Annotated in this window: 15 protein-coding genes; 14 read left to right on the top strand and 1 reads right to left on the bottom strand. The window is 30.9% G+C overall.

Annotated features, from left to right (window positions below; translation table 11 throughout):
* The first annotated feature begins 9 nt into the window (after positions 1 to 9).
* The 7 genes from ACKGJI_RS11145 (at position 10) to ACKGJI_RS11115 (ending at position 7,325) form a co-directional block, all read left to right on the top strand.
* Entirely contained in the window at positions 10 to 1,323 is a 1,314-nt protein-coding gene (locus ACKGJI_RS11145; RefSeq protein ID WP_458700385.1) for an NFACT RNA binding domain-containing protein, read from the top strand.
* Positions 1,324 to 1,326: 3 nt separating this feature from the next.
* A complete protein-coding gene (locus tag ACKGJI_RS11140) occupies positions 1,327 to 1,653 on the top strand; it encodes a hypothetical protein (protein WP_458700384.1) in 327 nt (108 codons plus the stop codon).
* A 73-nt stretch (positions 1,654 to 1,726) separates the two neighbouring features.
* Positions 1,727 to 2,491 (top strand): phosphatidate cytidylyltransferase, encoded by a 765-nt coding sequence (locus ACKGJI_RS11135; RefSeq protein WP_458700383.1) that lies wholly within the window; start codon positions 1,727 to 1,729, stop codon positions 2,489 to 2,491.
* Complete coding sequence (gene dxr, locus ACKGJI_RS11130; RefSeq protein WP_458700382.1) at positions 2,492 to 3,565, top strand: 1-deoxy-D-xylulose-5-phosphate reductoisomerase; 1,074 nt, start codon at positions 2,492 to 2,494, stop codon at positions 3,563 to 3,565. It begins immediately after the preceding gene.
* A complete protein-coding gene (locus tag ACKGJI_RS11125; RefSeq protein WP_458700381.1) occupies positions 3,562 to 4,809 on the top strand; it encodes a uracil-xanthine permease family protein in 1,248 nt (415 codons plus the stop codon). The genes dxr and ACKGJI_RS11125 overlap by 4 nt, the downstream gene beginning before the upstream one ends.
* A 50-nt stretch (positions 4,810 to 4,859) precedes the next feature.
* A complete protein-coding gene (locus ACKGJI_RS11120; protein ID WP_458700380.1) occupies positions 4,860 to 6,188 on the top strand; it encodes an alanine/glycine:cation symporter family protein in 1,329 nt (442 codons plus the stop codon).
* A 15-nt stretch (positions 6,189 to 6,203) separates the two neighbouring features.
* Positions 6,204 to 7,325: a metallophosphoesterase gene (locus tag ACKGJI_RS11115; RefSeq protein ID WP_458700379.1), complete on the top strand. Its 1,122-nt coding sequence runs from the start codon at positions 6,204 to 6,206 to the stop codon at positions 7,323 to 7,325.
* Here the strand turns inward: ACKGJI_RS11115 and ACKGJI_RS11110 are convergent.
* On the bottom strand, positions 7,322 to 7,924 hold the full coding sequence (locus ACKGJI_RS11110; RefSeq protein ID WP_458700378.1) for an SAM-dependent methyltransferase: 603 nt from the start codon (positions 7,922 to 7,924) through the stop codon (positions 7,322 to 7,324). The two genes, ACKGJI_RS11115 and ACKGJI_RS11110, sit on opposite strands and share 4 nt — an antisense overlap.
* Before the next feature lie 69 nt (positions 7,925 to 7,993).
* On the opposite strand from ACKGJI_RS11110, the gene ACKGJI_RS11105 reads away from it, so the two are divergent.
* From ACKGJI_RS11105 to ACKGJI_RS11075, 7 genes are all read left to right on the top strand, one after another.
* On the top strand, positions 7,994 to 8,584 hold the full coding sequence (locus ACKGJI_RS11105) for an FmdE family protein (protein ID WP_458700377.1): 591 nt from the start codon (positions 7,994 to 7,996) through the stop codon (positions 8,582 to 8,584).
* A 35-nt stretch (positions 8,585 to 8,619) separates the two neighbouring features.
* Complete coding sequence (locus tag ACKGJI_RS11100; RefSeq protein WP_458700376.1) at positions 8,620 to 11,067, top strand: bifunctional diguanylate cyclase/phosphodiesterase; 2,448 nt, start codon at positions 8,620 to 8,622, stop codon at positions 11,065 to 11,067.
* Entirely contained in the window at positions 11,064 to 12,446 is a 1,383-nt protein-coding gene (locus ACKGJI_RS11095) for an L-serine ammonia-lyase (protein ID WP_458700375.1), read from the top strand. The genes ACKGJI_RS11100 and ACKGJI_RS11095 overlap by 4 nt, the downstream gene beginning before the upstream one ends.
* A gap of 54 nt (positions 12,447 to 12,500) precedes the next feature.
* Entirely contained in the window at positions 12,501 to 13,244 is a 744-nt protein-coding gene (locus ACKGJI_RS11090; protein ID WP_458700374.1) for a M15 family metallopeptidase, read from the top strand.
* Positions 13,216 to 14,544, top strand: a complete 1,329-nt coding sequence (locus tag ACKGJI_RS11085; RefSeq protein WP_458700373.1) for a M99 family carboxypeptidase catalytic domain-containing protein — start codon at positions 13,216 to 13,218, stop codon at positions 14,542 to 14,544. The genes ACKGJI_RS11090 and ACKGJI_RS11085 overlap by 29 nt, the downstream gene beginning before the upstream one ends.
* Positions 14,541 to 15,518: a tRNA (adenosine(37)-N6)-threonylcarbamoyltransferase complex transferase subunit TsaD gene (tsaD, locus tag ACKGJI_RS11080; RefSeq protein WP_458700372.1), complete on the top strand. Its 978-nt coding sequence runs from the start codon at positions 14,541 to 14,543 to the stop codon at positions 15,516 to 15,518. Before ACKGJI_RS11085 ends, tsaD begins: the two co-directional genes overlap by 4 nt.
* Positions 15,519 to 15,587: 69 nt before the next feature.
* Positions 15,588 to 16,775, top strand: coding sequence for an ATP-binding protein (locus ACKGJI_RS11075; protein ID WP_458700371.1), 1,188 nt, complete (start codon positions 15,588 to 15,590; stop codon positions 16,773 to 16,775).
* Positions 16,776 to 16,842 lie beyond the last annotated feature (67 nt).

Genomic DNA, 16,842 nt, shown 5'->3' with positions numbered 1-16,842 from the left:
GTCAAATATATGCAAAAGTATACATCAATCCTCAAAATAACGAGGGTTGATGATACTATCATAAAAGTTATTTTTCAAAATGATAAAAAGGTAAGCACTCAAAAAGATGAAACTCTTTTTTTTGATATGAAAAAGGGAGATTTTTATATCTTTAAAAAAGACTCTTATAAAAGAGCTAAAGTTTATAATGCTCCGTTTGATGTGATACTTTATAAAAGATTGGCTAGAAGTAAAATTGAAAAGATTGAGCTACTTGAAGGTAATAGAGTTTTAAGACTACATGTAAACTCAAATAGTAGCTACAAAACACTAAAAAGTATACTTCAATTAGAATTTACAGGAAGAAATACAAATGCAATTATACTTGATAGTGATGAGGTAGTTTTAGAAGCACTTAGGCATGTTGATTTAAGTGTATCATATAGAAGTGTAAAAACAGGAGAAAAGCTAGAGCAACTTCCAAAGTATGAGGTAAAAGATGATGATTTAATCATAGATGATGTTGAAAGCTTTTTAAAAAATGAGTATGAGAAAAGAGCTAGTTTAAGACTCAATCAAATCAAAAATCAAAAACTCATTGCACTACAAAAAAAGATAGATAAATTTCAAAAGATTTTAGACTCTCTAAGTAGTGAAGAAGAGCTTTTAAAAAAGGCTAGCGAGTATGAATTGTGGGGAGGTTTGATACTTGCAAATATAGATAAAGTAAAAGCATATGAAAAAGAGATTACTTTAAAAGACTGGGAAGAAAAAGAAGTAAAAATTACTCTTCCAAAAGAGGCAAGAACTCCAAGTGAATCAGCTAATATACTTTTTAATTCTAGTAAAAAACTAAAGCAAAAAGCAAAATCACTATATAAAGAAAGAGAAAATTTAAATGAAAAAATAAACTTTTTAAAATCTATGCAAAGAGTTGTAACAAAAGCAAAAGACGAAACAGAGATAAATATACTTTTGCCAAAACAAAAAAAGAGTAAAAAAGAAAAAAATGAACAAAAAAATTATGAAACTTTTTTTCTAGAAGGTTACAAGATAATGCTTGGTAGGAATGAAAAAGGTAACATACAGTTACTAAAAGAGGCAAAAAAGAGAGATATTTGGATGCACCTTAAAGATATTCCCTCCGCACATGTTATAATAAGAACAAACAAGCAAAGTGTACCTCAAAGTGTACTTGATTTTGCTGGAAAAATTTGTGTTGAGTTTAGCGTCACTAAAAAAGGGAATTATTTAGTCGATTATACTCAAAGACACAATGTAAGTGTAAAAGATGGAGCAAATGTAACATATGTAGATTACAAAACAATGCATTTTGAGGAGTAATTCATGGCAATAGGACCAATAGGAAGTATAATTCATACAAATCAAAATATGGTTGCTGCTGCTTCTAAACAAAATGATTTTCAAAATAGACAAGAATTACAAAATATAGCTGCTACTACACTTGCAAATGAAAAAGATAAAGAGGTAAAAGAGGTTCGTCCTACTGAAGAAACATACAAAATAGACCCTGAAAAAGAGCATGAAAAACAAAAAAGAGATGAAGAAAGTGGAGCAAAAGAGGAAGAAACCACAAAAGATACAAAACACAAACACTTAAAAGAAAACGAAGAAGAAAAACCCTCTACAAAACATTTAGATATCAGCGTATAAGCAAAAACTCACGAAACATTAGGTAATATACAAAGGGTTATTAGATATGCCCTAAAAATTTTCAAGGTAAATTATGGATTTAAAAGAGATATATAACTCAAATAAGCAAAGAGTTTTAACAGGACTTGTGCTTCTTGGTGTGGCTGCTTTGATGGCTGTTATGGACTCACTTTTTATAACATGGGCAATACTTGGTATTGCTTATATTATAGCCTTTTATGAAGCAATGAAGCTTTTTGGACAAAAAGATGACAAGTTTTTCATATATGCACTCTTGGTTTGGTTTGTAGCTGCAATTTATCCAAATCCAACAGAGCTTATTTTTATCGTTTTGATTGTAGCAACTGCATTGATGGCACATAAGAAAGAGGTAGATTTTAGAAAATTGGCTCCTTTTTTATATCCTTCTATTTCTATGCTTTTTTTGTTTTCTTTGTACAAAGATTTTGGTATGAGTGTTTTAGTTTGGCTTGTAGTCGTAGTAGCGCTTACTGATACTTCAGCATACTTTGTCGGAAAAAGCATGGGAAAAACTCCATTTTCTCCAACAAGTCCTAATAAAACTTGGGAAGGTGTAATCGGAGGTATTTTAATAGCAAGCATAGTTGGTACTCTTGTAGGACAAATATATTATGGTTGGCAAATGGCACTTTTAACTTCATTTTTGGTTTCAGCATCTTCTATCTGGGGTGATTTATTTGAGAGTTATTTAAAGCGTGAAGCTGGGGTTAAAGATAGTGGAACGATTTTTCCAGGACATGGAGGAGTATTAGATAGGTTGGATGGGTATTTGTTTGGTGCTGTTGTTATGGTTGTGCTTTTAAGAGGATTAGCATAAGTGATAGTTCTTGGAAGTACAGGCTCAATTGGTACAAATACGCTTAAAATAGCTGACGAATTTAATCTACATGTAGAAGCTTTAGTAGCCGGAACAAATATAAACTTATTAAACGAACAAATAGCCAAATATCACCCAAAATATGTATGTGTTGCAAACAAAGAAGTTGCTAGTTTAGTAAAACATGATAAAGTGTATGTTGGTCAAGAAGGAATTTTAGAGATATTAGAAACTTCTAATTCTAACTTAGTCGTAAATGCTTTAGTTGGATTTATGGGTTTAAGACCAACTTTAAAAACATTAGAACTTGGTAAAAAATTAGCACTTGCAAACAAAGAGAGTTTAGTCGTAGCTGGACATCTTTTAGATACATCAAAAATAATCCCAATAGATAGTGAACATTTTGGACTTTGGTATTTACTAAGTAAAAGAGCAATATCTAGTATGACAATTATGGCTAGTGGTGGAGCTTTTAGAGATACACCTTTAAAAGAGCTTTCAAAGCAAACTCCAAAAGATGCACTAAATCATCCAAACTGGTCGATGGGTAAAAAAATCACAGTAGATAGTGCTACTATGACAAATAAGCTTTTTGAACTACTTGAGGCAAAATGGCTTTTTGATATAGATAACTTAGATGCTATCATGGAAACAAAATCAGTAATTCACGCTATGATTAATTTTGCTGATGGTAGCAGTACAGCTCATTTAGCAAGAGCTGATATGAGACTGCCGATTTCTTATGCGCTTTTAGGAAATGTGGAAAAACAAATTGTAAAATATGTTGATTTATGTGAAATTGGCTCACTAGAGTTTAGAAAAATAGAAGAAACAAGATATCCAATTTGGCAAATAAAAGATGAATTGTTAGCAAATCCTCACAGAGGAGTTGTTGTAAATAGAGCAAATGAAATGGCAATAGAAAAGTTTTTTAATGGGGAGTTAAACATACTAGAACTTGCAGAACTTACAAAAAAGGCTTTTAGAAAATTTGAAGATATAAACCCAAAAAATTTAGATGAAATTTTTGAGATAGACAATGAAGTAAAACAATACATTAAGGAGGATATGTGAGTAGCACTGATTACAACTTTCGCGTTAAAGATAGCGTGATTGGTTTGCAGTTTTTATTTGTGGCTTTTGGAGCTTTGGTTTTAGTTCCAATTTTAACGGGGCTTGATCCAAATGTGGCTCTTTTTACAGCAGGACTTGGAACGCTTATTTTTCAAATAGTAAATAGACAAGCTGTTCCGCCAATCTTTTTGGCTTCTTCATTTGCTTTTATTGCTCCAATTATATATGGGGTAAAAACTTGGGGAATAGCTGGAACTATGAGTGGTCTTTTTGCAGCTGGTCTTTTTTATGTGGTTCTTAGTTTTTTAATTCGTGCAAAAGGTACTAAGTTACTGCATAAAATTTTACCTCCTGTTGTTGTTGGGCCTGTTATTATGACAATTGGTCTTATACTTTCTCCAGTTGCTGTTCATATGGCTATGGGGCAAACTGGTGATGGAGCTGTAACTTTGGTCGAATTTCCAATAGCAATTACAATCTCTCTTCTAACTTTAGCAACAGTTATGTTTACAACACTTCTTGGTAAAGGTATGATAAGACTGCTTCCTATTCTTTGTGGTATTATAGTTGGCTACATCGTATCTTTAATTTTTGGGATTGTTGATTTTTCTTCGGTAAGCAAAGCTGCATGGTTTGCATTTCCAAACTTTGTAGCACCAGAGTTTAATTTAGAAGCAATTATTTACATTCTTCCTATCGCAATTGCTCCTGCTGTTGAGCATATTGGTGATATGTTAGCGATTTCTAATGTTACTAAAAGAAATTATTTAGAAAAGCCAGGTCTTCAAAATACACTTTTAGGAGATGGTTTAGCAACAAGTGCTGCTGCTTTATTTGGTGGTCCTCCAAATACAACTTATTCTGAAGTTACTGGAGCGGTTACAGTTACTAAAGCTTTTAACCCAGCTATTATGACTTGGGCAGCCTTGTTTGCCATCGGTTTAGCATTTATTGGAAAATTAGGAGCATTGCTTTCTACAATACCAGTTCCTGTTATGGGAGGAATTTTACTTCTTTTATTTGGAATTATAGCTTCAGTTGGTATGGAAACTCTTATAAAAGAAAAAGTTGATTTAGCTGATCCTAGAAATATGATTATCGTTTCAATCATTTTAGTTTTTGCAATTGGTGGAATGACTTTTGATTTTGGAGGAGTTGCTTTTAGTGGAATTGGTCTAGGTGCAATAGTTGGAATTTTCCTAAATCTTGTATTGCCAAAAACAAGACATTTTGATGGATATTAGTAAGATTAGGTTTTTAAAAATATAGATAATAATTTGATTAAGGAGAATCTATGGAGGCATTAGAAGGTTTGATTTCAACACTTTCTAGCATTGTGTGGGGACCACCTATGCTTGTTTTATTGGTTGGTACGGGAATTTACCTAACAGTTATATTAAAGGGCATGCAGTTTTGGGCGTTGCCTCATGCTATTAAGATGATTTTTCACAAAGACACTGATGGAGAGGGAGATATCTCTCACTTTGCAGCTCTCATGACAGCTTTAGCAGCTACTGTTGGTATTGGAAATATTGTGGGTGTTGCAACTGCTATCACACTTGGTGGACCTGGCGCTGTTTTTTGGATGTGGGTTACTGGCGTTGTAGGAATGGCAACAAAATATTCCGAAGCAATTTTGGCTGTTAAGTACCGTGAAGTTGGTGAAAATGGTATGAAAGGTGGACCAATGTATTACCTTAGAGATGGTGCAAAACTTCCAAAGCTTGGTATGGCATTTGCTGTTTTTACAGCATGTGCAGCATTTGGTATTGGTAATATGACCCAATCAAATGCAGTTGCAACTCTTCTTAGCTCTCAACTTAGTGTTCCAACATGGATATCTGGAGTTGTTATGCTCACATTAACTGCGGTAGTAATTCTAGGTGGTATTAAATCAATTGGTAACTTTACTTCAAAGTTAGTTCCAATTATGATTTTTGCATATGTTATTTGTGCGTTAGTTATACTTGTAGTTCATGCAGATAAAATTGGTGATGCTTTTGGGCTAATATTTTATCATGCTTTTAATCCAATAGCAGCTGGAGGCGGGTTTGTAGGAGCTACGATTGCATCAGCAATTAGATTTGGTGTTGCTCGTGGGGTTTTCTCAAATGAATCTGGTCTTGGCTCAGCTCCAATAGCAGCCGCAGCTGCTAAAACAAATGTTCCAGCTAGGCAAGCTTTGGTTAGTATGACTCAAACTTTTATAGATACTTTAGTAGTTTGTACAATGACTGCTCTTATTATCCTCATTGCTCCATTTTGGCATGAAGGAGTAAGTGCTGGTGTTCTTACTATGAAAAGTTTTTCATACTATCTTGGAGATATAGGTGGATATGTTGTAATTATTGCGACTGCTTTATTTGCTTACTCTACAATTTTAGGTTGGAGTTACTATGGTGAAAAAGCATTTGAATATATTTTTGGTGAAAAATTTGTAAAAGTTTATCGTGTTTTATTTATAGCGGTTGTTATGGTTGGAGCTATGATGAAGCTTGAGTTTGTTTGGAACTTTTCAGACCTTGCAAATGGTTTGATGGCAATCCCTAACTTATTAGCATTATTGATTTTATCAAAAGTGATCTCTAATGAAACAAAAGTTTATTTTAAATCTATAAAATAATAAAAAGGCTACTAGATGGAAATTTTTCGTATCATATTTGCTCTAGTAGCCACTCTTGTTATTTTAGGTTTGAATTTATATATCTATAAAAGATTTCTAAGCAAAATTCATATCTTTGATAATTACAAATCAATTTTAAAAAGCATTGTTATTATTGTAAGCATTGCTGAGCTTATATTTTTTCTTACTCTAAGATCAGGGCAAATGCCAAGCTCTTTATTTATAGTTTTTTCTTCTTTGATAGGCATCTCTTTTATGCTTTTTTGTATATCAGTTTTATATGATTTATTTCATGTCCCAATTAAAAAAATTCCATTTGATAGTTCAAGAAGATATATGTTAAAAATCATACTAGATATCACTATGTTGATTTTAGCATTTTCTTATATGTTAAAAGGATTTATAAATGGATTTAAAGAACCTAAAATAACAAAAGTAGATATAAAGATAGATAATCTAAAGAAAGATTTACATGTAGTTCAAATCAGTGATGTTCATATAGGTAAAAGTCTAGGGAAAGATTTTTTTGATATGATTGTAGAAAAAATCAATAAGCTTAATACTGACTTAGTTGTAATAACAGGTGACTTGGTAGATTTAAAAGCCTCTGAAATTGGGGATAAACTAGATAGCTTAAAAAAAATTAAATCAAAATTGGGTGTATATTTTGTAAGTGGAAATCATGAATATTTCCACGGGGTAAAGAAGATATGCGAGCATTTAAAAAGTTTAGGCGTAAATGTTTTAGAAAATGAAAGTGTAGTGATTGACAATACTTTCAATCTAGCTGGTATAACTGATTTAATGGGAAGGCGAATGAAGATTTTAGAGCCTGACCTTAAAAAAGCACTTCTACATGTAAAGAGTAGTCTTCCAACTATATTGCTTGCTCACCAGCCAAAAATCACAAAAGAATTAAAAGATGAAAAAATTGATTTAATACTCTCAGGGCATACTCATGGTGGACAGATATTTCCTTTTGGCCTTTTAGTTTTACTTGACCAACCATATCTTAGAGGGCTTTATGAGTATAGTAAAAATAGAAAAATTTTTGTAAGTAGTGGAACTGGTTATTGGGGACCACCAATAAGAGTTATGTCCCCTAGTGAAATTGTGAGTATAAGACTTAAGTCTTAGTTTTTTTGTAAAGCTAACCTAATGACACTTGCTTCTCCATTGTGTCCTTTTCCTTCATTTAGATGAATGATTTCTAAAGAGAGTTTATGAATGATACATGGAAGTTCTTTTACTATGGTATAAAGGTCATTTAGATTATACAATAGCTCTTTGTCTTTTGGTCCGCCACTATTGAAATTTAACTGCTCTTCGCTAAAAAACTCAGCAATAAACCAGCCGTCCTTTTTTAAAGCATTTACAGATTTACTTAGCATCTCTTCTTGAAGTTCTTTAGGTAAATGCATAAATGAAGATACAATTGCATCATATTTTAAAGCAGGTTGCCAATTTTCAATAAGAGTATGTCTTATGGTAATTGCTATATTTTCTTCTTGTGCTCTTTTTTGAAGCTTCATGAGCCCCACATCACTAGCATCTAGTGCTTCTACATGTAAACCTTTTTTGGCTAAAAAAATAGCATTTCTTCCTTCTCCTTCTCCAAGACAAAGTATTTTTGAATTTTTTTCAAATTTATCTACATTTTCTTTTATAAATTTATTTGGATTTTCTCCATATAAAAGACCATCTCTTGAGAATTTGCCGTTCCATAGTTCTTGCATGCTATCTTGTCCCTAATCAATAAAATTTTTTTGGCAATATTGTATCATAAAATCAAAAAAGGAATTGATGTGAAATATCCAAAGTTTTTTGATGAAATTGAGAAAATCAGATTAAGAGATGATTTAGCAGATACGCTTGGTGCATTTGAAGATGGAATTGTTGAATTTAGTTATTTAGATGTTGTAAAAAGCGCTGGGCATAGTTGCCCTACCATAGCAGGAGCTTATTTGATGCTAAAAGAGGGATTAAAAGAGTTTAGCAACCCTAAAAGAGGTGAAATTGAAGCTTTTTTAAAAGATGATATAAAAGATGGAGTAACTGGAGTTATCTCAAATGTAATAGCCCAAGTTATAGGAGCGACAAATCAAAGCGGTTTTCATGGTCTTGCTGGAAAGTTTGATAGAAGAAATCTTATGTATTTTAACGCAGATATAGAATCTTCAATGAGATTAAAAGATAAATTTAGAAATAAATATGTAGATTTATACTATAATCCTAATAAAATTTTACCAAATCCAAAGATGAACGAACTCATGCAAAAAGTCTTAAGTGAAAATGCTAGCGATGAAGAAAAAATTGAGTTTGGGTATCTTTGGCAAGATAGGGTAAAAGAAATTTTAAATTCACCAAAAGCTGTAGTAACGATAAAATTATTGTAAAATGCACTTTTAGTATTTTAGTAGGATTGACATAATTGAATAAAGCAAATAAAAAATTGACAAGATGGATTATATTGTTGCCTATATTGGCAGTTATTCTTACTTCATTTATACTTATTTTAATTGGTTCAGATTTTATAAATAGTATTTATAAAAACGAAATAAAAAGTTTTAGAATAGAAGCTATAAAAAATTTTAAGTTAAATTCAATCAAAAAGATTACTGAAATTGAAAAAAGATTTTTGATGAACGAAAAAATCTTAGAAAAGATAGAAAAGGAAAAATTAAGAGATATAGTTTCAACAACAGTTTCTTTAATGCAAGATTTTTATGAAAAAAATCCATATCAAAATAAAGAAACACTTTCAAAGTACATTAAAAATATTTTAAGAGATAAAAGATTTTTTAGTAACAAAAGTGGATATTTTTTCATGTACGACCTTAATGGTGTTTGTCTTTTGATGCCACCAAACCCATCCATGGAAGGTAAAAATTTAATTTATTTAAAAGACTCTAAAGGAAATTTTACAATCAAGAGACATATTGATAAAGTAAAATCTAGCAGTTTTGGATTTGATGAATGGTATTGGTATAAGCCAAACGAAAATAAAATGAAAAAAAAGATTGGATATGTAGAAATTTTTAAACCATTAAATGCATATATTGGAACAGCAAGATATGAAGAAGATATACTAAATGAAATAAAAAAAGATATTTTAACCAGGTTAAACAACCATTCTATAGAAGAAAATCTATTTATATATAATTCAAAAGGGAAAAAGCTTTATGGAGATTTTGACCCTTTTAATCCGAAAGAAATTTTAGATATAAAAAAAGCTTCTTTAATGATAGATGATAGTTTTTTTATAAGCAAAAAAGAACTAGAAACTTTTGATGTTGCTGATGCAACAAGAGCAAAATCTTTTTATGTTAAGTATATACCTATATTTGACTGGATTATTGGGGAAAAAACGTACAATAAAGCATTGCTTGAAAATATAGAACATAAAAAAAATAGTATAAAAGAAAAAATTACTACTTTACAAATGGATATTATGATAATAGTCTTTATCTCTTTGGCTATAGTTGTATTGTTTATGTTTTTGATATCCAATAAAATTAAAATTATTTTAAAAGATTATCAAAATAGTTTACTAAGTAAAAATGAGGAGATAAATAAACAAAAGATAGAATTAATTCATCAAGTTTACCATGATACTCTAACTTCGCTTCCAAATAGACAAATGTTATCTAAAAGGTTGGATTTGGCTATAAAGCAATCAAGAAAAAGTGATAGTAAATTTGCAATTATATTTCTTGATGTTGATAATTTTAAAAGTATCAATGATTCAGCAGGGCATGATGTAGGAGATTTACTGCTTCAACAAGTTGGACATACTATTCAAAAAAATATACGAACAAGTGATTTGGTGGCCAGATTTGGTGGTGATGAATTTGTGATTTTGATAGATAATTATGAAGGAATTAGCGACATTGTTAGTATTCTTGAAAAGATAAAAAAATCATTTGAGCAAAGTGTTAAGTTAGGAAAAAATTCCTATAAAATATCTCTTAGCATGGGAGTAAGTTTATACCCTTTTGATGCTAAAAATAGTGAAGATATATTAAAAAATGCTGATATTGCAATGTTTAGAGCAAAAGAAGAGGGGAGAAATAGATATAAATTTTTCAAGCAATCTATGAATGAAGAGGTACAAACTCAAATTGAAATAGAAAAATCTTTACATGTAGCGATAAAAAACAGAGAGTTTGTATTGCATTATCAGCCTTTGGTAGATGGATTAACAAATAAAGTTTGTGGAGTAGAGGCTCTTATACGCTGGAATCATCCAACAAAAGGATTAATTTATCCTGATAAGTTTATAAGTATTGTTGAGGATTGTGGATTGATAATTCCTATGGGAATGTGGATTATTGAAGAAGCAGTTTCTAAGATATCTAAATGGAAAAAACAGGGTATTGATATACAAAAAGTATCAATTAATGTTGCAATAAAACAGTTTTATAGTGGTGATTTAGTAGAGAATATAAACAAAATCTTGAAAAAATACAATGCTCAGCCTGAATGGATTGAAATAGAAGTAATTGAAAGAGCTTTTGTACAAGATTATCATAAAATAATTAAAGTTTTAAATAAACTAAGAGCTATGGGAATTGGTATTGCAATTGATGATTTTGGTACAGGATACTCATGTTTGGCATATCTGAAAAAATTACCGATTACCAAGTTAAAAATAGATAGGGAATTTGTAAAAGATATTTTGATAAATTCTGAAGATAGAGCAATAGCTAAAACTATTATTTCCTTGGGTAAGGGATTAAAACTAGAAGTTTTAGCTGAGGGCATAGAAAATGAGAAACAAAAAAATATATTAATTTCTATGGGTTGTATAAAAATGCAAGGATTTTTATTTAGTAAGCCAGTTGATGAAAAGGCTATTGAAGAGTTGTTTAACCAATGAGCACAGTTTTTAAAATTTTCAAAATTGGTATTGGACCATCAAGTTCTCATACAGTTGGGCCCATGAACATTGCAAAAGATTTTGTAAAGCTTGCATTTGAAAAAGGAATTTTACAAAGTGTTGCAAGAGTTAAAGTAGAGTTTTATGGCTCACTTGGGGCAACTGGAGTTGGACATGGAAGCAACAAGGCAGTTGTTTTTGGTCTTATGGGATTTTGCGCTCATGATATCGATATGGATAAAGCAAATCTTAGATTTGAAAAAATGCTCGAAAATAAAAAAATAAACCTCTTAGAAGCAAAAAGAATAAACTTTGATTTTGAAAAAGATTTGATTTTATATAAAGATAAATTTTTAGAATTTCACTCAAATGCTCTAAAGCTTTACATGTATGATTTAAACGATGAGTTATTGTTTGAAAAAACTTATTACTCAATTGGAGGGGGAGCGATTTTAGATGCAGATGATATTGGTAAAAAAGAAGATAGCAAAACAAAACCTTTACCATATGAGTTTAATTCTGCAAAAGAGCTTTTAAAACATTGTAAAGACAATAACCTATCAATCAGTGCTTTGATGATGGAAAATGAAAAAGTATTTAAAAAAGAAGAAGATATACGAAAAGATTTGCTTAAAATTTGGCAAGTTATGGATGAATGTATACAAAGAGGATATAAAAGCAGTGGAGAACTTCCCGTTTTAGGAGTAAAAAAACGAGCAAATTTAGTATATAAAAGGCTAAGAAAAAAAGAGGGATTTTCTATGATAGACCCTCTTGAAGTCATGGATTGGGTAAATCTTTGGGCATTAGCTGTAAATGAAGAAAATGCTTGTGGAGGTAAGGTTGTAACTGCTCCTACAAATGGAGCTGCTGGGATAATTCCTGCTGTTATTATGTATATGAATAAATTTTTGGGAAGTTCTTTAAGAGAGTTAGATGAAGATAAGATTGTCAATTTTTTATTAACAGCAGGTGCTATTGGGATACTTTATCAAAAAAATGCTTCTATAAGTGGTGCTGATGTTGGATGTCAAGGAGAAGTTGGAGTAGCTTGTTCTATGGCGGCTGGAGCATTGGCTGAAGCTATGGGTGGAAGCGTAGAGCAGGTTGAAAATGCAGCTGAGATAGGCATGGAGCATCATCTTGGGCTTACTTGTGACCCTGTTGGAGGTTTAGTTCAAATCCCATGTATTGAAAGAAATGCAATGGCTGCTGTAACTGCCATAAATGCTGCTAGAATGTCACTAAATGGAGATGGGCATCATTATGTTTCACTAGATGGAGTTATAAAAACGATGTATGAAACAGGAAAAGATATGATGAACAAATACAAAGAGACTTCACAAGGTGGATTGGCAGTAAATATCGTAGAATGTTAGAGTATTTTATAGTATAATAAATTATTAGTAAAAAATTTGAAATAAAGGTAAAAAATGCAAAGGCGTGCATTTTTGGGGCTTATGGTAGGTAGTACAGTTTCGCTCATGGCAAAAGATAGTAGTGAAACAAAATCTATCTGGTTAAGACATGATCAAGTAAAACCATTTTTAAGTGTCCAAAAAAAAATAGAATTGGTAAAAAGGCATGTAGGATATGGAAATTTTAATATCATATCATTTGATGATATGTTAAAAACTGCCATTAGATATCCAAAAATTGGTAAGTTTAGTAAAGAAGAGCTTGCTTTTATAGAAGAAATTTTTTATGCTGACCCAAGTGAGTTTGGATTTTATGGCAAAAAAACAGTTCCATCTCTTACAACGAGAATAAATCCAAAAGATGTGATTAAAATCTCAAGAACAGGACATTACCTGTTTAAGGGGCATTCTAAAGAATCATATGAAAGAGTTATAAGTGATATTGGTAAATCATTGATTCTAACTTCTGGAGTTAGAGGTGTGCCAAAGCAAATGAATTTGTATTTTAACAAAATAAAATCTACAAATGGTAATTTAACCGAGGCTTCTAAATCTTTAGCACCTCCGGCTTATTCTTATCACTCTTTGGGAGATTTTGATGTAGGAAAAAAAGGCTGGGGATATAAAAACTTTACAGTTTCATTTGCTAGAACAAAAGAGTTTTGGGAATTAAGAAGATTGCCTTATATTTCAATGAGATATACTATAAACAATAAAGATGGAGTTAGATTTGAGCCTTGGCATGTTAAGATTATTTAGTATTTTATTAGTTTTAAAAGCATTGGTTTTTGCTGATGGATTTGATTTTACGCTGATAAAAAAGGGAAATATTGATGATAATAACACTCTTTTGGTAGTTGGTGGAATTCAAGGGGATGAGCCAGGTGGCTTTATGGCAGCTTCACTACTTTCAACTCATTATGAAATCAAAAAAGGCTCAGTTTGGATTGTTCCAAATTTTAATTTTTACTCAATTATAAAAAGAAGTAGAGCACCTTATGGAGATTTAAATAGAAAGTTTGCAAATCTCTCACCTGATGATCATGATTTTCACCTCATAGATAGGATGAAAAAGATTATTACTAAAGACAATATCAAGATGGTGATAAATTTGCATGATGGAAGTGGGTATTATAGGCCAAAGTATATAGACAAGTGGAGAAATCCTTCAAGATGGGGGCAAGCAACTATCATAGACCAAGCAAAAGTTGATGGTATAAAGTATGGTAACCTTGAAGAAATTGCAAATAAAGTAGATGATTATATAAATCAAAAACTTATCAAAAAAGATCATATGTTTCATACAAAAAATACAAAAACTCACCTCAAAAAAACTTATGAAGAAAAAGAGATGAGTAAGACTTTGACCTTTTATGCTATTGGCCAAGGAAAAGCTGCTTTTGGAAATGAATCTAGTAAATTTTTACCAGTCAATGAAAGAGTTTATTACAAACTTTTGGCACTTGAAAAGTTTATGGATATTATGGGTATAAAGTATGAAAGAAAGTTTAATCTTAATCCAAAAGAGTTAAAAGATGTCATAGACAATGATATATATATTTCATTTAATGATAAAAGAATTTTTATACCACTTTCAAGAATTAGACCAAATATTACATATTTTCCTGTGCAAAAAGGAAGTAAGATTTCATTTAAACCTAGTAGCCCTGTAATGACCGTTATAGAAGAAGATAGTAAATTTATAGTTTATTATGGCAACAAAAGGCTTACAACATTGGTCCCAGAATACCTAGAATATGATAAATTTGATGGTAGTATAAAGATAAATATAGATGGAAAAGTAAAAGATGTCAAGCTTGGTAGTTTGATAGAAGTAAAAGACTTTTTTAATGTAGGTGTTGATAAGAGATTGAGAGTAAATGTCATAGGCTATGTGAATAAAAAGCATAAAAATGAATCAGGACTAAATATACGAAAAAAATATCTTTTAAAAAGATTTTCAATCGATAAAGATTCTAAAAGGTATCGTGTTGAAGTATATGATGCCAAAAATCAAGATAAATTTTTAGGTATGGTTTTAGTGGAGTTTGTGAAGTGATACTAAGTATTGAAAGTAGTTGCGATGACAGCTCGATAGCAATTACTAGGATAAAAGATGCAAAGCTTTTATTTCATAAAAAAATTTCACAAGAGATTGACCATAGCGTATATGGAGGGGTAGTGCCTGAACTTGCTGCTAGATTACACGCGATTGCTTTGCCAAATATATTAGAAGAAACAAAAGAGTATTTTAAAGATTTAAAGGCTATAGCAGTTACAAATGAGCCTGGCCTTAGTGTAACTTTGGTTGAGGGAGTTAGTATGGCAAAGGCTTTGAGTATCTCTTTGGATATTCCTTTGATTCCCATAAACCACTTAAAAGGGCATATATATTCGCTTTTTATTGAAAAAAAAGAAGAAGACTTCCCGATGCTTACACTTTTAGTCTCAGGAGGCCATACAAAGCTTTTACATGTAAAAAGTTATGATGATATAACAACTCTTGCAACAACTTTAGATGATAGTTTTGGTGAGAGTTTTGATAAAGTTGCAAAAATGCTTGGACTTGGATATCCTGGAGGTCCTATTGTAGAAGAGTGTGCAAAAAAAGGAGATGAAAAAGCTTGTAATTTTACAGTTCCTCTATCAAACTCTCCTAAGGTTGCCTTTAGTTACTCTGGACTTAAAAATCAAGTTAGACTTGCTATAGAAGAGGGTACTTTTTGTAAAGAAGATATTTGTGCCTCTTTTCAAAGAGTTGCAACTGAGCATTTGATTCAAAAGATAAAAAAAGTTTTGAAAAAAAACAAATATGAAAGATTTGCTATTGTAGGCGGAGCTAGTGCAAATCTATATTTAAGAGATAAGATAGAAAATATTTGCAGTGAGTTTGGTATGAGTTTACATGTAGCTTCACTAAAGTTCTGCTCAGACAATGCAGCAATGATAGGAAGATGTGCATTAAAGGCGTATGAATTAAAAAGATTTGCTTTGCTTGATGAAATTAATATTAATCCAAAAATTAATTTTTGAAATTTTAGTATAAAGTGTATTTTATAATAAAACTACTATAATTGTAAAATACGTTTTAAAAGGTATCAAATGAATTTAGCAACACTCCAAAAAATATCAAACCAGATACTTGTTCGTAAAACTCCTGAATATAAACGATATTTTTACTCACAAATAGATTTTAACTCAAAACTAATTGGCATAAAGGGAGCAAGAGGTACTGGAAAAAGTACTATACTTTTACAATATGCAAAAAGTTTAAATTTACCATCATCAAAAATTTTGTATTTAAGTTGTGATCATCCTGCTATGAGCGGAGTGAGTTTGTATGAGGTAGCTGAGAGTTTTTATGCAAGAGGAGGAAAGTTACTGATTATTGATGAGATTCATAAATCATCTAATTTTTCAAATGAATTAAAAGCTATCTATGACGTATTTGATTTACAAGTAATATTTAGCGGATCATCAGCTCTTCAAATTGAACATGAAAGCGGTGATTTATCACGTAGAGCAGTTATACATACACTAGGAGTGTTATCTCTTAGAGAGTTTTGTGAATTAGAAACACAAAAAACATTTAACAAATTTACATTAGATGAAATATTATCTAACCATGAAGATATAGCAGTATCAATAATGAAAGAGATAAGACCGTTAGAGCAGTTTAGTAACTATTGTGAATATGGGTGTTATCCTTTTTTTAAAGAATCTCTTGCAGATTATCCTTCAAAATTATTAGAAGTGATAAACACAACAATTGATTCTGATCTTTGTGGAATTTACAATATTGATCCTTCAAAACTTGATAAACTCAAAAAGATTATCTATATGTTATGTAGCTCAAAACCTTATGAGTTAAATATCTCCAAACTCAGCTCAGCAGTAGGAGCTTCTTGGCCAACTTTGCAAAAGTATTTAGAAAGAATGGACGCAGGAAGTTTAATTCATATTGTAAGAGGTGGAGTTGGAATGAGAGCAGTTAATCGTCCTGATAAATTACTGCTTGATAATCCAAATCTATTTACAGTTCTTTGTGCTAATTCTGATATTGGAACTATAAGAGAGAGTTTTTTTGTATCCCAAATGAAACTTAAACATCAAGTACATTATCACGACATGGGTGGTTTTATAGTTGATGATACTTTAGTATTTGAAATTGGTGGAGCATCTAAGGATGATAGTCAATTAAGAGGACAAAATGGATATATAATTGCAGATGATATAGAGGTAGGATTTAACAATAAAATTCCACTTTGGTTAATGGGATTTTTATATTAGATGAAATTAAGATTAATCCAAAAATTAATTTTTAATACTTAAGAACTTTTTATCGTAGTTTTCTTAT

The organism is Sulfurospirillum sp. 1307 (assembly GCF_054408545.1).
The sequence above is the reverse complement of the archived record's forward strand: the minus strand, read 5'-3'. Positions and strand labels throughout refer to the sequence as shown.